The organism is Dietzia sp. NPDC055340, from assembly GCF_053645335.1.
Genome location: NZ_JBSHML010000022.1, coordinates 61718 through 77530, shown reverse-complemented (window position 1 = coordinate 77530; position 15813 = coordinate 61718). Strand labels below are relative to the sequence as shown.

The window sequence follows — 15813 nt, the reverse complement described above, 5'->3', positions numbered from 1 at the left end:
ACACTGTTGAGTTCTCAAACAACACCCACACACCGATCCACCGCGATACACTCACCACAGCTTCACAGGGAAGATCCTGCAACCGCCGCCCTCCCAGGCAACTTCTCCAGCCTAGCAGCAACAACTCCCAGTTCCAAAACCGGGGGTTCCGCTTGCTCCTGGAGCACGTCTACTTTGAGCGACCCCGTTCCTTTCGGTCCGGGCTCGCTCTCGGCGACGTCCATTAAGTTACGCAGACATGAACTGAAACGCAAACCCGCTGGTTAACGGCCCCAAAAATACGAAAACGCCGGCATGGCCGGCGTGATCGTGGTCGGAATCGCGAGGAATCAGCGGATGCGGATCCCGGCGAAGCTCTTCTTGCCCCGGCGCAGAACCACCCAGCTGCCGTGGAGCAGGTCGTCGGTGGACGGCGTCCACTCGGGATCGGAGATGCGCTCGTTGTTCACGTACGCACCTCCCTCTCCCACCGCACGCCGGGCGGCGCCCTTACTCGAGCAGAGCCCGCCGGCCACCAGGAGATCCGTGATCGTCCGTGGATCGTCCGGGGCGATCTCGGCCGCGCCGGCATCGTCGAGCGCCGCCGCCAGAGTGGCCTCATCGAGCTGGCCGAGTTCGCCGCGCCCGAACAGTGCCTGGGCCGCGGCCTGAACGGACTCGGTGGCCGCGACCCCGTGAACGAGCGTTGTCATCTCCTCTGCCAGCCGCTTCTGGGCAGCGCGCAGATGCGGCTTCTCGGCGGTGAGGACCTCGAGTTCCTCGATCTCCTCCCTGCCGAGGAACGAGAACCAGCGCAGGTAGCGGACCACGTCGGCATCCGCCGTATTGAGGAAGTACTGGTACCACGTGTACGGGCTCGTCATGGCGGCGTCGAGCCATAGGCTGCCGCCGCCGGTCGACTTGCCGAACTTCTTGCCGTCGGACGAGGTCACCAGGGGCACGGTCATGGCATGGACCGCCTTGCCGTCGACACGACGGTTGAGGTCGACTCCGCCGACGATGTTGCCCCACTGGTCGGAGCCACCGATCTGGAGCGTGCACTCGTGATGACGTCGCAACTGCAGGAAGTCGTTGGCCTGCAGCAGCATGTACGAGAACTCGGTGTAGGAGATGCCGTCGCCATCCAACCGGCGCTTGACCGTGTCCCGACCGAGCATGGTGTTCAGCGAGAAGTGCTTGCCGACATCCCGCAGGAACTCGATCACCGAGAGGTGGCCGGTCCACTGCATGTTGTTGACGATGCGCGCCCCCGTGGGCCCCTCGGTGAGGTCGACGAAGCGCTCGAGCTGGCCGGAGATCCGCTCGGCCCAGTCCGCCACCGTGTCGGAGGTGTTCATGATGCGCTCCCCGACATCACGCGGGTCACCGATCATGCCGGTCGCGCCGCCGGCCAGAACGATGGGCCGGTGCCCGGCGAGCTGGAAGCGGCGCAACGTCAGGAGCGGGATGAGATGACCGGCGTGCAGGCTCGGCCCGGTGGGGTCGAAACCGCAATAGAGCGACACCATACTCTCGTCCAGATGGGCGCGGAGCGTGTCGAGGTCCGTCGACTGGGCGATCAGGCCACGCCACTGCAGGTCATCGAGGATGTTATTGGTCACGACGTTCATTGTCCCCCATCACCGGCCGGGGTCGAGCACTGGCCGCGTGACCGCGGGTGCCCTCGGGCTCCGTCGGTAGGCGGAGACCTCCCGGGCGCCGGCGACCCAGAACCGCCAGTGACGGTCGGCCTCGCGGGAGACGCCGACGCGGGGCCCGGAGCGGATCAGTTCGTCCGGAAGAGGGTCGGGACGGAAGGAGACCGACGACGAGTTGAGCACGTCCAGACCTCGGAACGACAGGTCGACCCCGAGTGTGCGGCCGAGATTGCCGGGTCCGCGTGCGAGCTTGTCGGACGTGATGCCCGGCCGGCGGGTCGCGACGACCTCGTGGCCTTCTTCGACGCGGGCTGCCCGGAGCAGTACGCCCCCGCCCTCACCGGGCGGCCGGCAGGTGATGTTCACGCACTGGTGGATGCCGTGACTGAGGTAGACGTACAGGTGGCCGGCGTCGCCGAACATGACCTGGTTGCGCGGCGTCGGGCCGGGCCAGGTGTGGGCCGCGGCATCGGGGTAGGCGGATCCGGCCGGCCCGCCATAGGCCTCGACCTCGAGAATGCGAACAGAAACCGGGCCGTGTGTCAGCGTCCCACCGAGCACGATCCGCGCGGCCTCGTCCGGCGCCGCCTCCCGCAGCAGCTCTCTGAGCGGGTCGGTGACGCCGGACCGGGCCCCGTGGTCGGTGTGAGGGTTGCTCACTCCGGGGACGAGCCCTCTCCGGCGCCCGCCTTGGCGAGCAACTCCGCGTGCTCGGCCTCGTCGACCTGCCGGGATTCGTCGACCAGCAGCACGGGGATTCCGTCGTCGATCCGGTAGGCGCGGCGCAGACGCTGGTTGTACAGCGTGTCGTCACCAGCGAGCAGGAGCGGGCCCTTGTCCTCGGGGCAGGCCAGGATCGACAGCAGTCGTTCGTCTAGGACGGACATGCCGTTCACCCTACCCAGGCGGCGAGCTCGTCACGGAACTCGGCCAGCCGCCCGCGCTGCTTCGCGACAGCCTCACCGGCGGTGCCGCCGCGGGCGTTCCGGGACGCGATCGATCCCGTGACGGTCAGCACCTCGCGAACCTCGGGCGTCAACGCGGGGTCGACGGCGGCGAGCTCGTCGTCGTCGAGCTCATCCAGTCCCACCCCACGTCCCTCGGCGATGCGCACGCACTCCCCCGCCGCCTCGTGGGCGACCCGGAACGGGACGCCCTGCCGGACCATCCACTCCGCGATGTCCGTGGCGAGGGTGTATCCCGCCGGGGCGAGCTCCGCGAGCCGTTCGGGGTGGAACTCGAGGGTGTCGACCAGACCGGCCATCGCCGGGAGCAGCAGGTCGAGCTGGGCCACCGAGTCGAAGACCGGCTCCTTGTCCTCCTGCAGATCCCGGTTGTAGGCCAGCGGCTGTGCCTTGAGCGTCGCCATGAGCCCGGTCAGATTGCCGATGAGCCGGCCGGTCTTGCCGCGCATCAGTTCGGCGACGTCCGGGTTCTTCTTCTGGGGCATGATCGAGCTGCCCGTGGACCACTCGTCGGCCAGGGTGACGTAGCCGAACTCGGGCGTCGACCAGGCGATGATCTCCTCCGCCAGACGCGAGAGATCCACCGCGATCTGGGCGAGCACGTAGGAGGCCTCGGCCGCGAAGTCACGCGAACTCGTGGCGTCGATCGAGTTGTCGGCGGCGCGGTCGAAACCGAGCTCGGCCGCGATCGCGTCCGGGTCCAGACCGAGCGACGAGCCGGCCAGTGCGCCGGAGCCGTACGGTGAGACCGCCAGGCGCCGGTCCAGATCACGGATCCGGTCGAGGTCGCGCAGCAACGGCTGGGCGTGCGCGAGCAGTTGGTGGGAGAGCAGGACCGGCTGGGCCGCCTGGAAGTGGGTCTTGCCCGGCATGACCGTCTCCGGGTGCGCATCGGCTTGCGCCACGAGTGCGTCGACCACATCGAGCACACCCGCGGCCACCGCGCGCACGGCATCCCGCAGCCACATTCGGAACAGGGTGGCCACCTGGTCATTGCGCGAGCGGCCGGCACGCAACCGTCCGCCGACCTCGGGGCCGACCCGCTCGATCAGGCCTCGCTCCAGGGCGCCGTGCACGTCCTCGTCGGACTCGGCGGGCACGAACTCCCCGGAGTCGACGTCGGCGGCGAGTCGATCCAGACCGTCGAGCATCGTGTCCAGGTCGGCACCCGTGAGCAGGTCGGCGCGATGCAGCACCCGGGCGTGCGCCTTGGACGCCCGGATGTCGTACGGCGCCAGATCCCAGTCGAAGTGGGTGGACTTGCTCAGGGCCGCCATCGCCTCGGCGGGGCCGCCGGCGAATCGGCCGCCCCACAGGGCCCCGGTGTTGGTCCCGTGCCGGTCGTCCCGGCCCTGCTCGTCGCTCACAGTCCCAGGTCCCGCTTCGCGGCGATCTTGGAGCTCAGGCCATGGAGGTTGACGAAGCCCTTGGCGTAGCTCTGGTCGAACGAGTCACCCTCGTCGTAGGTCGCCAGGTTGAAGTCGTACAGCGACTTGTCGGAGCGGCGGCCGTTGACGGTGATCGAGCCACCGTGCAGCACGAGTCGGATATCGCCCGAGACGTGTTCCTGGGTGTTGTCGATGAAGGCGTCCAGGGCGTACTTCAGCGGCGAGAACCAGAGACCGTCGTAGACGGCGTTGGACCAGGTGTCCGAGACGCCGGACTTGTAGCGGGCCAGCTCCCGCTCGAGGGTGACGTCCTCGAGGGCCTTGTGCGCGGTGATGAGCACCATCGCGCCCGGGGCCTCGTAGACCTCGCGGCTCTTGATACCGACGAGACGGTCCTCGACCATGTCCAGTCGACCGACGCCCTGGGCGCCGCCGCGACGGTTGAGCTCTTCGATCGCCTCGAGGACGGAGACCCTACGGCCGTCGATGGCGACCGGAACGCCGGCCTCGAAGGTGATGGTGACCTCGTCCGGGGCGGCGAAGTTGATCGTCGGGTCCTCGGTGTAGTCGTAGACGTCCTTGGTCGGCGCGTTCCACAGGTCCTCGAGGAAGCCGGTCTCGACCGCGCGGCCCCACACGTTCTGATCGATCGAGAACGGCGACTTCTTGGTGACGTTGATCGGGATCGCGTTCTCCTCGGCGAACTCGATGGCCTTCTCACGGGTCCAGGCGTAGTCGCGGACGGGGGCGATCACGTCCAGGTCGGGAGCGAGCGCGCCGAAGCCCACCTCGAAGCGCACCTGGTCGTTGCCCTTGCCCGTGCAGCCGTGGGCCACGGCCGTACCGCCGTGCATCTTCGCGGCGGTCACCAGGTGCTTGACAATCAGCGGGCGGGAGATCGCCGACACCAGCGGGTACTCGCGCATGTACAGGCCGTTGGCCTTGATGGTCGGCGCACAGTAGTCGTTCGCGAACTCGTCGCGGGCATCCACGACGATCGACTCGACCGCGCCGCAGTCGAGGGCGCGCTGGCGGATGGAGTCCATGTCCTCTCCGCCCTGTCCCAGGTCGATGGCCACGGCGACGACCTCGGCACCGGTCTCCTTGCCGATCCAGCTGATGGCGACGGAGGTGTCCAGTCCACCCGAGTAGGCGAGGACGACGCGATCGGTCATGGTGTTTCTCCTTGGTTGTTGTTCAGGTGTTGTCTATCGGCCCGGGGCCGCGTCAGAGTTGGCGCCGGGCCAACGCTGCGAGGCGGCCCGCCAGCTCTTCTCCGCGCACGGGTTCGCGGGCCATCACGAATATGGTGTCATCCCCGGCGATCGTGCCGACCACGTCGTCGAGATTCGCACGGTCCAGGGCACTGGCGAGAAAGTTCGCCGCCCCGGGCGGCGTGCGCAGGACCGCCGTGTTCCCACTGTGGTCGGCGGACACGAGCAGCTCACCCAGAAGGCGCCCCACCCGGTCCGTTCCGCCGGGGATGCCCGGGACCTGACTGCCGTCCTCCGGGATGACATAGCGGCCGGCACCGCCGTCGGCAGCGCGGAGCTTGACCGCGCCGAGCTCATCGAGATCGCGACTGAGAGTGGCCACCGCGATAGCGATCCCCTCACCGGCCAACGCGTCGGCCAGTTCGGTCTGACTGCGCACGGGCCGGTCCCGGAGGATCTCGGCGATGCGCGCGTGACGAGCCGTCCGACTGACCGCGCCGACGGAGGTCACGATCGCTCCAGCAGCCAGACGAGTAGCGCCTTCTGTGCGTGCAGCCGGTTCTCCGCCTCGTCGAACACCCGGCTGCGGGGACCGTCGATGACCTCGCCGGTGATCTCCTTCTCGCGATACGCGGGCAGGCAGTGCAGGACGATCACATCGTCGGAGGCCTTGTCGACCGCGTCCCGGCCCAGCTGGTAGTCGGCGAGATCGCGCAGACGCTCGGTGGCCGAGTCCTCCATCCCCATCGACACCCAGGTGTCGGTGATGAGGACATCGGCGTCGATCACGGCCGTGTCGACCTCGGTCGTGATGGTGACCGAACCGCCGGTCTCCGCCGCGATCCGTTCGGCGTCACCCACCACCTGTCCGGTCGGCTGGTAGCCGGCCGGCGCCGCGATGGTGATGTGCATCCCCGCAGTGGCGAACCCGACGAGGTACGAGTGCCCCATGTTGTTCGCGCCGTCGCCGAGGTAGACCGCCCGCAGGCCCGCGGTGCGTCCGAAGCTCTCCCGGATCGTCAGCAGGTCGGCGAGGATCTGACAGGGGTGGAAGTCGTCGGTGAGCGCGTTGACGACAGGCACGGCCGAATCCGCCGCGAGCTCGGCCAGTCCGGCCTGCGAGTACGTCCGCCACACGATCGCCTCGACGTAGCGGGACATCACCATCGCGGTATCGGAGAGCGTCTCGCCCTTGCCCATCTGGGTGGACCCGGATTCCACCACGATCGCATTGCCACCGAGTTGTGCGATGCCCGCGTCGAAGGAGAAGCGGGTCCGCGTGGAGGTCTTGTCGAAGATCACCGCGACCGACTTCGGCCCCTCCAGCGGGCGCGCCGAGAACGGCTCCGCCTTGAGCCTGAGCCCGAGCTCCAGCACCTCGGCCTGCTCCGCGGGACTGAGATCGTCGTCTCGGAGAAAGTGACGCGGGGTCGGGCTTCCCGGGGCTGTCGTCGTGGACGACGGCGAGGTCGTACCGGTCATGACGAGGTCTCCTTCTCCGACGCGGCGTCGAGGATCGGGGGCAGGGCGGTCACGAACTGCGCGACCTGGTCTTCGGTGAGGATGAGCGGCGGGGCCAGCCGGACGACGTCCGTGCCGGTGGCGCCCACGAGGTAGCCCGCGGCGCGCGCGGCCTCCTCGACCTCCTTCGCCCGCGGCGCGGTCAGCACCACTCCGAGCAGGAGTCCGCGGCCCCGGACATGATCGACCAGCGGGTGATCCAGGCACTCGATCTCGGCGGCGAGTAACTTGCCGAGCCTGTCGACGTGGGCGACGAGGTCGTCGGTGTCGATCGTTCTCAGGACCGCCACCGCGGCCGCGCACGCGACGGGGTTACCACCGAAGGTGGTGCCGTGCTGCCCGGCGGTGAGCAACTCCCCCGCCCGGCCGATGCCCAGACACGCGCCGATGGGCAGCCCGCCGCCGAGCCCCTTCGCCAGGGTGATCACATCCGGAACCACCCCGGCCTTGCGGGACGCGAACATCGCGCCGGTGCGGGCGATCCCGGTCTGGACCTCGTCGACGATCATCAGGATCCCGTGTTCGGTGCACAGTTCCCGCACGTCCGCGAGGAAGCCCTCGGGCGGTTCCACGACGCCGCCCTCCCCCTGCACCGGTTCGACGATGACGGCGGCGGTGTCCGCCGGGGCCTGCTCGACGAGCGCCCGGAGCGCCGCGGTGTCCCCGTAGGGGAAGTACTCGACGCCGGCGGGCATCGGCTCGAACGGCGCACGCTTGGCGGGCTGACCGGTCATCGCCAGCGCCCCCATGGTCCGACCGTGGAAGCCGTTCTCCGCGGCGAGGATCCGTGAACGGCCGGTGCGGCGGGCAATCTTGAACGCCGCCTCGTTGGCCTCGGCGCCGGAGTTGCAGAAGAAGGCCCGTACCGGCGCCTCCACCGCGAGAAGTGATTCGAGACGCTCCGCCAACTCCACGACAACCGGGTGGACATAGAGATTCGACACGTGCCCCAGTTCGGCGACCTGACTGCTGACCGCCTCGACGACGGCGGGGTGGGCGTGCCCCAGGGAATTGACCGCGATGCCGGCCAGCAGATCGAGGTACTCGCGACCGTCGGCGGCGGTCACGGTCACGCCCCGGCCCGAGACGAGTTCGAGCGGAGGGGTGCCGTAGTTGCGCATCAGCGCGGTGTCCCACCGTGAGGTGAGATCAGTGGTGTCCTGCGGGCTCACTGTGCTTCTCCTACTGCTGAACGTGTCTCGTGGTCACCCTCGGTGACCATCGTTCCGATGCCGCCCTCCGTGAGGATCTCGAGCAGCACCGAGTGCTCGACGCGGCCATCGATGACGTGCGCTGCGCCGACGCCGCCCCGCACGGCGGCCAGACACGCCTCCATCTTTGGAACCATGCCGCTCTCCAGCGACGGCAGCAGTGCCTCCAGCGGCGTGGTGCCCAGGTGCGTGACGAGCGACGAGCGATCCGGCCAGTCGGTGTACAGGCCCTCGACGTCGGTGAGGACGACGAGCTTCTCCGCTCCGAGTGCCGCGGCGAGTGCGCCCGCGGCCGAATCCGCGTTGATGTTGTGGACGACGCCGTCGGCATCGGGGGCGATCGTGGACACGACCGGGATGCGTCCGGCCTCGATGAGGTCGATGACCGCCCCGGGATCGACCGCGGCGACGTCCCCGACGAGTCCGATGTCGGTGGCCTCCCCGTCGACCATCGCCGTCCGACGGACCGCGGTAAACAGACCCGCGTCCTCGCCCGAGATCCCCACCGCGTACGGGCCGTGCGCGTTGATCAGCCCGACGAGTTCGCGGCCGACCTGGCCGAACAACACCATTCGCACGACATCCATCACCTCGGGCGTCGTGACACGGAAACCGCCCCGGAACTCGCCCTCCATGCCCAGCCGACCGAGCATCGCGGTGATCTGGGGACCACCGCCGTGCACCACGATCGGCTTGAGGCCACAGGTGCGGAGGAACACCATGTCGGCGGCGAACGCGGCCTTGAGCCTCTCGTCGACCATCGCGTTACCGCCGTACTTCACCACGACGATCTTGTCGTGGAACTCCTTGAGCCACGGCAGTGCCTCGGCGAGGACGTGCGCGCGGACGAACGGCGACAGTTCGGTCGACCCGTCGTTCATCAATGTGGGCATATCAGTCGCCTCCGGCGGTGATGGGGATGGTCAGGGTCAGGTGGATCTGTGCGCCGCCGCGGTGGCGGAAGCGGAACGCGGCGCCGGCCTCGGTGGCCGCGGGTCCGGGCCACGGCCCGAGTTCGGTGTCGGGCCGCAAGACTAGGACCTCAACCGGCCCGGCCTCGACCCCCGTGCGGACGCCCACGAATCCGGCGACGCCCTCGGCGACACCGTGCACGAACGTGAAGTCCGCGCCAGGATCGCCGGATCCGGGTCCGTCGAGCAGCACGACCGCGCGGGTCGACGGCACCTGGGCGCTGAGCGCGCTCCACTGCAGCTCGACCGCGTCGGCCCCACCACCCGATACGTCGAGTGCGGCCGTCGCACCCGAGGGAGCCAGCCAGATCCCGGCGATGTTCCGGGCCGGATCCGTCCACAGTTCGAGCCCGTGATCGTGCCCGACCAACGTCGCCCCGGGCAGGACCTCCGCGCTCAAGGGGCCAGGCCGACCGTGCTGAGACCGGCGGTCTCGGGCAGCCCGAGCGCGAGGTTCATCGACTGGATGGCACCGCCGGCGGTGCCCTTGGCCAGGTTGTCGATCGCGGCGGTGAACACGGCCCGACCGGTGCGCGCGTCGACCTCGATACCCAGCTGCACGGCGTTGGAGCCGAGCACCGAGGCGGTCATGGGCTGCACCCCGGCCGGTAGGAGGTGGACGAACGGCTCATCACCGAAGGCCTCCGCATAGACCTCACGCAGCTCGTCCGCAGAGGCCGTGGTGGGCACGACCGCCGTGGTGAGGATGCCGCGCGCCATGGGGGCGAGCACGGGCGTGAAGCTGACCGACACCTCGGCGTCGGTCACCGCCCGGAGGTTCTGCGTGATCTCCGGGGTGTGACGGTGGGTGGCGACCCCGTACGCCTTGGTCGAGCCCATCACCTCGGACGCGAGCATGGGCACCTTGGCCGCCTTGCCCGCGCCGGATGCCCCTGTCACCGAGACGATGGTGATGTTCGACGCATCGACGAGCCCCTTGGCCACTGCCGGGAACAGCGCCAGGGTCGCCCCCGTCGGAAAACAGCCCGGGACCGCGACCCGCCGGGTCGACCGCAGCGCCTCGCGCGCTCCGGGGAGCTCGGGCAGCCCGTACGGCCACGTACCCGCGTGCGGGGAGCCGTAGAAGGCCTCCCAGTCACCGGCGTCCGTCAGACGGAAGTCCGCCCCGAGATCGATCACCAGCACGTCCGGCCCGAGCTGTTCGGCGATCGCCGCGGAGTGGCCATGCGGGAGGCCGAGGACCACCACATCATGACCGGACAGCGACTCGGCGCTGGTCTCCGAGAGAACCCGGTCCGCCAACGGCAGCAGGTGCGGATGGTGCCGATCCAGCGTCTGGCCGGCGTTTGACCCCGCCGCCAGGACTCCGATCTCCAGCTCATCCGAGAGGTACGAGGGATGTGCGAGGAGGAGTCTGAGGAACTCCCCGCCCGCGTAACCCGATGCACCTGCGACAGCTACCTTGATTGCCATACGCACGAGTATGCATCACGTTGCAATCTTTTGCACACAAGGTCCGTCGGCGAGCCTCGCGTTCAACCGGGAGCCGGTCCGATCACCAGCACATCCAGGTTATGCCCCGATCTGCCGTGGCGCACCGCCGAAACGCTGTTGCCCCAGGTCGACCGAACCGCCCATGCGACGCCCCTCATCGAGGCCGGACGTGCCGACGCGGCGCCTGGAACTCTTGACGGTGTGGGGGAAACGGCGACGCAGCTCCGCCTCGGCGCACTGTGAATCCGTACGCAGGACCAGCCCGGCCCCTGCCGCATCCGAACTCTCGGACACCGCCTCGGCCTCGGCCGCGGCGAGGCGCCGGCCCACTTCGAAGGCGAACCCGGTCATGAACGATTTGCGGTGGGTCACCGCTGACACCCCCGGCGCCGGGCGCTGCCGCGCGGCGCCGGCCAACATGATCCCGGTCAGCGCACCGGCCAGCATCGACACGCGCTCGACGTGTCGACGGACCCCGACGATATACACGTTCCGACCCCCGTCCGCCCGCCTCGATGACACCGCCCTGCAGTGCATAGCCACCGCCAGCGACGCGACGAGACCGATCTGGTCGGGTTGGTACTTTCCGAGCACCACGTGCTCGTGGACCACCACCTCGGCCGCCGCCTGATCCGGACCGGATCTGGCCAGCGCCTCGTCGACCCCGTACTTCGCGAGCAGCGCGTAGGCCCGCTCGAGTAGCACCTCCGCCTCCGGCGTCCCGGCCACGCTCTCGGCCTTGGTGAACAGCTTGCGGACCCGGTCGAAGGCCTTCTCCGAGGAGAGCGCTGACGCGGCGCCGCCCCCGTTCTGGCCGGTCGCGCGGGAGTTGTCGGAACGAGTGTGGGTCATGGCCTGCTCCTGATCGTCTCAGCATTGATGTCGAGACGGATGTTCGCACACACGTACGACAGGGCTGTGTCGACGCCGCCGGACAGCCGCCCGGGTCGATGACCCCGGTCCGATCAGCGGTGGAGGAACCAGGTGTGGTCGAGCGGGCCGGCACCCTGCCCCACGTCGAGGGACAACCCGCCGTGCAGGGCCCCGTCCATCCATGGCCGGACCCGTCGGTACGCCGCTTCCCAATCGGGCGCACCGACACGCGCGGTGGCCAGTGCCGAGGACAGCGAGCATCCGGTGCCGTGGGTGTGCGGCGTCTCGACGCGGACGAACGGCAACCGGAGTGTCGTGCGACGGTCCGTCTCGGACTCGACCATCACGTCCTCGGCGCTGCCGTCCTCGAGGTCGCCGGTCGTCGCGAGAACCGCGCTATCGGTCTGCTCGTGGACCAGCTCCGCCTGACTGACGATCCCCTCGATGTCGGTCGCGGTGTCTGTACCGCAGAGCACACCGAGCTCGGGCACGTTCGGGGTGACGAGGTCGACGAGCGGTACGAGGTCGCGCAGCATGGACGCGGCATCCTCGCTCGCGAGACGCCCGCCGGTGGTCGCGACCATGACGGGGTCCAGGACGATGTGAGGAGGGCGACGACGACGAAGCCACGCCCCGACCGCTTCGACGAGTGAAGCCTCTCCGAGCATGCCGATCTTGACGGCGTCGATCTGGACGTCATCGGCGACCGCGTCCAGCTGGGCGATCACCGTATCGACCGGCACCGCGTGGACGCCGGCCACGCCGCGGGTGTTCTGCACCGTGACGGCGGTGACCACGCCCATCGCGTAGCCGCCCATCGCCGTGACGGACTTGGTGTCGGCCAGCAGGCCGGCACCACCCGACGGGTCGGTGCCGGCGATGCAGAGAATGCGGGGCACCCGCACCGCGTCAGCCACGAAGGCTCGCTCCCACGGCCCGTGCTGCCGCGTCCACCGCGGCCGTGCGCCACTCGCTGGCCTCGTCCTCCGTCAGCGTCCGGTCGTCGGCGCGGAAGGTGAGCGCGTACGCGAGCGACTTCCTGCCCTCACCGAGCTGGCTGCCGGTGTAGATGTCGAACAGGCGGACGCTCTCGAGCAGGTCGCCGCCTCCCGAGATGAGGGCCGCCTCCACCGCGGATGCCGGGACCACCTCATCCACGACGAGAGCGACATCCTGATTCACCGACGGGTAGGAGGAGATCGCCGGCGCGGGCAGGACCTCGCGCGTGCCGATGGCGGTCAGGTCGAGCTCCATCGCGCATGTCCGCGCGGGAAGCTCCAGACGCTCGCACGCCGCGGGGTGCAACTCACCGGCGTGGCCGACCACCGCGCCGTCGACGACGATCTCGGCGCAGCGGCCCGGGTGCCAGGGTGCGTACTCCCCCGACCTCACCTCGACCTCGACGCCGAGCGCGGCGCCGACAGTCCGGGCCGCCTCGACCGCGTCGAGCGCGTCGGCGTCGCGGCCCGGATCGAGATGGCCGGCCGGCACTCGTCTACCGGTGTAGAGGGCGGCCGTGTGCAGCGGCTGCGCGGGCAGCGAATCGCCGAGCCGCTTCTGCTCGTCCGCGGTGGGCTCACGGTCCACGGGCAGCATGTCCACCCCGGAGGTCGCGGGCGTGCGGAACGCGACCTGGGCGATCGAGAAGAGCGCGAGGTCGCGGGTCCCGCGGGTGAGGTTGCGCCGGGCGATCTCCACCATCGACGGCAACAGGGTCGTCGCGAGATGCGCCTTGTCGCTCTCCAGGGGATTGACCACGGACATCGTGTGGCGACGCTCGTCGTCGTCGCGGAGCCCCATCGCGTCGAACACGGACGGATCGCAGAACGGCGACGTGAGCACCTCGACGTGCCCGGACGCGGCGAGGGCCCGCCCCACGGCCCTGCGGCCGCGCTGGGTGGCCGTCAGGCCCCGACCGGCGGGGGCCGTGGGCAGCACGGACGGGATGTCCTCCAGCCCCTCGAGTCGCAGGACCTCCTCGACCAGGTCGGCAGGCATCGTCAGATCGGGGCGCCACGTGGGTGGGGTGACCTCGAGCAGGACGGCGTCGTCGCCGGCCACCGTGGCCCCGATCTGCTCCAGGCGCCGGCGGGTGGTCCCGACCGGGTACCCGAGCCCCGCGACCCGCGAGGGCCGGTCCGGGTCGAAGGCGATCGTGGGTGGGACGGGCGCGGCGCCGACGTCGGTGAGCGACGCCTCGACGGTGCCGCCGGTGATCTCGGCGAGCAGCGTGGCCGCGCGATCCAGCGCGGCGACGGAAGCCGCCGCGTCCACCCCTCGCTCGTAGCGCTTCCCGGCCTCACTGGGCAGCTTGTGTCGGCGGATGGTCCGGAACACGGCCAGGGTGTCCCACACGGCGGCCTCGAGCAGCACGTCGGTGGTCGTGTCCGAGACCTCTGTGCTGGCGCCGCCCATGACGCCGGCCAGCGAGACCGGGCCGGTCTCGTCGCAGATCACCACGTCCTCCGGGTCGAGCGAGCGCTCCGCGCCATCCAGGGTGGTCAGCGTCTCCCCCGCCCGAGCGCGACGCACGGTGAGCCCGCCCGTGAGCGTGGCGGCGTCGAAGGCGTGCATCGGATGGCCGAGTTCGAGCATGACGTAGTTGGTGACGTCGACGGCCGGGGAGATGGGCCGCACACCCGACATCAGCAGGCGACGGGCCAGCCACCAGGGGGTCCTGGCCGACGGGTCGACGCCGGTGACCCGGCGCAGCGCGAACCGCTGGGCGCCGGACTCCCCGGTGACCTCGAGCGGCCAGGTCTCCTTCCCCGACGGCAGGCCGAGCTCGGCGGCCGGGTCCGCGAAGTCCAGGTCGAAGCCGCACGCGAGCTCGCGGGCCAGACCGCGGGCCGACAGGCAGTAGCCGCGGTCCGGGGTCACGTTGAGTTCGAAGACCGTGTCCCGCTCGGGGGCACCGGCGGCGAGGACCGGCCCGGCCGGGGTGCCCGGCTCGGCGGTGCCCGGCGCGAGCACGATGATGCCGCTGTGATCCGACCCGATCCCGAGTTCGGACGCCGAGCAGATCATGCCCTCACTGGGCCTGCCGTAGGTCTTGCGCTTGCCGATCTCGAAGCCACCGGGCAGGACCGTACCGGGCAGTGCCACCACCACGAGGTCGCCCTCGGAGAAGTTCCGCGCGCCGCACACGATCTGCTGCGGCTCGTCGCCGCCGACGTCGACGAGGCAGAAGCGGATCGGCTTCTTGAAGCCCTCGAGTTCCTCGATGCTGCTGACCCGGCCGACGGTGAGCGGGCCGGTGATCTCCGGGAGCGTCTGCGGCTCCCCCTCCACCTCGAGGCCGACGCGCACGAACCCGGCGTCGAGTTCGGCCGGCGACACCGACCAGCCGTCGTTGGCCCGCTGCAGGATCTCGGTCAGCCAGGACTGCGCAATTAGCACTGTGGGGTCCTTCGTAGTTCTCGGTGGTCGGGTGAGCTCTGGGATCGGGCGGGCGGGGCATCGGCCCGGGCCCCGGCGGCGGCCGCCGCCCGGGCCGGTACGCCGATCAGTACCGGATGCCGAAGGGCAGCGAGAACCGCACGTCGCCCTCGACCATGTCGCGCATATCGGACAGCCCGTTGCGGAACTGCAGCGTGCGCTCGAGGCCCATCCCGAACGCGAAGCCGGAGTACACCTCGGGGTCGATGCCGCAGGCGATCAGCACATTGGGATGCACCATTCCACAACCGCCCCACTCGACCCAGCCGGCGCCGCCCTTCTTGTTAGGGAACCAGACGTCGACCTCGGCGGAGGGCTCGGTGAACGGGAAGTAGTTGGGCCGCATACGGGTGCGGGTCTCCGGCCCGAAGAGCGCGCGTGCGAAGGCGTCCAGCGCGCCGCGCAGGTGCGCCATCGTCAGTCCCTTGTCGATGGCCAGCCCCTCGACCTGATGGAAGACCGGGGTGTGGGTGGCGTCGAGCTCGTCGGTGCGGAAGGTCCGGCCCGGGCAGGCGACGTAGATCGGCGGCTCGCGATCGAGCATGGTCCGGATCTGCACCGGCGAGGTGTGGGTCCGCAGCACCTGCCGACTGCCCTCGGGTGCCACGTGGAAGGTGTCCTGGAGCGTGCGCGCGGGGTGGTCGGGGAGGAAGTTGAGCGCGTCGAAGTTGTAGTGCTCGGCCTCGATCTCCGGCCCTTCGGCGATCTCCCAGCCCATCCCGACGAACACGTCCGCCACCTGCTCGGTGATGATCGTGATGGGATGCTGGGCCCCGACCGGCGATCGACCGGACGGCACCGTCAGGTCGAGTGTCTCAGCCACCAGGACCGCCGCGTCGCGCTCGGCCTGCAGCTGCCCGAGCCGCGCCTCGTACGCCTTCTGGACACGGCCGCGCGCCACGTTGACGGCCTTGCCCGCGGAGGCCTTCTGCTCCTTCGGGAGCGAGCCGAGTGTCCGCCGACCCAGTGCGATGGGGCTCCGGTCGCCCAGGTGGGCCGTCTTGGCCGCGGCCAGTGCGTCGAGGTCCGCGGCCGTGGCGAACGCGCCCTCCGCGTCCGTGGCGTATCCCGCCAGGGACTCCTCGTCGATCCCGACCTCGACCGCGCCTCTGTCTTCGCTCACCTGTGCTGCGTCCTCCC

The 15813-nt window shown here is 69.9% G+C and carries 15 protein-coding genes; all 15 read right to left on the bottom strand.

The window, feature by feature from the left end:
* Positions 1–329 precede the first annotated feature (329 nt).
* Positions 330–1601: a tyrosine--tRNA ligase gene (gene tyrS, locus ACWIFB_RS15195; protein ID WP_454058697.1), complete on the bottom strand. Its 1272-nt coding sequence runs from the start codon at positions 1599–1601 to the stop codon at positions 330–332.
* An 18-nt stretch (positions 1602–1619) separates the two neighbouring features.
* The gene (locus tag ACWIFB_RS15190; RefSeq protein ID WP_454058696.1) at positions 1620–2297 is read right to left on the bottom strand and encodes a DNA-3-methyladenine glycosylase; all 678 of its coding nucleotides are present in this window, start codon (positions 2295–2297) and stop codon (positions 1620–1622) included.
* On the bottom strand, positions 2294–2524 hold the full coding sequence (locus ACWIFB_RS15185; RefSeq protein WP_230931353.1) for a Trm112 family protein: 231 nt from the start codon (positions 2522–2524) through the stop codon (positions 2294–2296). The genes ACWIFB_RS15190 and ACWIFB_RS15185 overlap by 4 nt, the downstream gene beginning before the upstream one ends.
* A gap of 5 nt (positions 2525–2529) precedes the next feature.
* Complete coding sequence (gene argH / locus ACWIFB_RS15180; RefSeq protein ID WP_452100127.1) at positions 2530–3969, bottom strand: argininosuccinate lyase; 1440 nt, start codon at positions 3967–3969, stop codon at positions 2530–2532.
* Positions 3966–5165, bottom strand: a complete 1200-nt coding sequence (locus ACWIFB_RS15175) for an argininosuccinate synthase (protein WP_230931351.1) — start codon at positions 5163–5165, stop codon at positions 3966–3968. Before ACWIFB_RS15175 ends, argH begins: the two co-directional genes overlap by 4 nt.
* 52 nt (positions 5166–5217) lie before the next feature.
* Positions 5218–5715, bottom strand: coding sequence for an arginine repressor (locus ACWIFB_RS15170; RefSeq protein WP_230931350.1), 498 nt, complete (start codon positions 5713–5715; stop codon positions 5218–5220).
* Complete coding sequence (argF, locus tag ACWIFB_RS15165; RefSeq protein WP_454058695.1) at positions 5712–6686, bottom strand: ornithine carbamoyltransferase; 975 nt, start codon at positions 6684–6686, stop codon at positions 5712–5714. Before argF ends, ACWIFB_RS15170 begins: the two co-directional genes overlap by 4 nt.
* Positions 6683–7897, bottom strand: coding sequence for an acetylornithine transaminase (locus ACWIFB_RS15160; protein ID WP_454058694.1), 1215 nt, complete (start codon positions 7895–7897; stop codon positions 6683–6685). Before ACWIFB_RS15160 ends, argF begins: the two co-directional genes overlap by 4 nt.
* Positions 7894–8829 carry an acetylglutamate kinase gene (argB, locus tag ACWIFB_RS15155; protein ID WP_454058693.1) on the bottom strand — a complete coding sequence of 312 codons (936 nt, stop codon included), beginning with the start codon at positions 8827–8829 and terminating at the stop codon, positions 7894–7896. The genes ACWIFB_RS15160 and argB overlap by 4 nt, the downstream gene beginning before the upstream one ends.
* Position 8830: 1 nt before the next feature.
* Positions 8831–9307 (bottom strand): hypothetical protein, encoded by a 477-nt coding sequence (locus ACWIFB_RS15150; RefSeq protein WP_452100131.1) that lies wholly within the window; start codon positions 9305–9307, stop codon positions 8831–8833.
* Positions 9304–10341, bottom strand: a complete 1038-nt coding sequence (gene argC, locus ACWIFB_RS15145) for an N-acetyl-gamma-glutamyl-phosphate reductase (protein WP_452100132.1) — start codon at positions 10339–10341, stop codon at positions 9304–9306. Before argC ends, ACWIFB_RS15150 begins: the two co-directional genes overlap by 4 nt.
* Positions 10342–10440: 99 nt before the next feature.
* Entirely contained in the window at positions 10441–11214 is a 774-nt protein-coding gene (locus ACWIFB_RS15140) for a DUF2786 domain-containing protein (protein ID WP_454058692.1), read from the bottom strand.
* A gap of 113 nt (positions 11215–11327) precedes the next feature.
* Complete coding sequence (thiD, locus tag ACWIFB_RS15135; RefSeq protein ID WP_452100134.1) at positions 11328–12152, bottom strand: bifunctional hydroxymethylpyrimidine kinase/phosphomethylpyrimidine kinase; 825 nt, start codon at positions 12150–12152, stop codon at positions 11328–11330.
* Entirely contained in the window at positions 12145–14634 is a 2490-nt protein-coding gene (gene pheT / locus ACWIFB_RS15130) for a phenylalanine--tRNA ligase subunit beta (protein WP_454058691.1), read from the bottom strand. Before pheT ends, thiD begins: the two co-directional genes overlap by 8 nt.
* A 106-nt stretch (positions 14635–14740) precedes the next feature.
* Positions 14741–15796, bottom strand: coding sequence for a phenylalanine--tRNA ligase subunit alpha (gene pheS, locus ACWIFB_RS15125; protein WP_454058690.1), 1056 nt, complete (start codon positions 15794–15796; stop codon positions 14741–14743).
* Positions 15797–15813 lie beyond the last annotated feature (17 nt).

Bases quoted from the DNA above. Each gene is read 5' to 3' on its own strand.
- ACWIFB_RS15175 (WP_230931351.1), bottom strand. From the start codon at position 5,165: ATGACCGATCGCGTCGTCCTCGCCTACTCGGGTGGACTGGACACCTCC.
- argC (WP_452100132.1), bottom strand. From the start codon at position 10,341: ATGGCAATCAAGGTAGCTGTCGCAGGTGCATCGGGTTACGCGGGCGGG.
- argF (WP_454058695.1), bottom strand. From the start codon at position 6,686: ATGACCGGTACGACCTCGCCGTCGTCCACGACGACAGCCCCGGGAAGC.
- argB (WP_454058693.1), bottom strand. From the start codon at position 8,829: ATGCCCACATTGATGAACGACGGGTCGACCGAACTGTCGCCGTTCGTC.
- ACWIFB_RS15140 (WP_454058692.1), bottom strand. From the start codon at position 11,214: ATGACCCACACTCGTTCCGACAACTCCCGCGCGACCGGCCAGAACGGG.
- ACWIFB_RS15185 (WP_230931353.1), bottom strand. From the start codon at position 2,524: ATGTCCGTCCTAGACGAACGACTGCTGTCGATCCTGGCCTGCCCCGAG.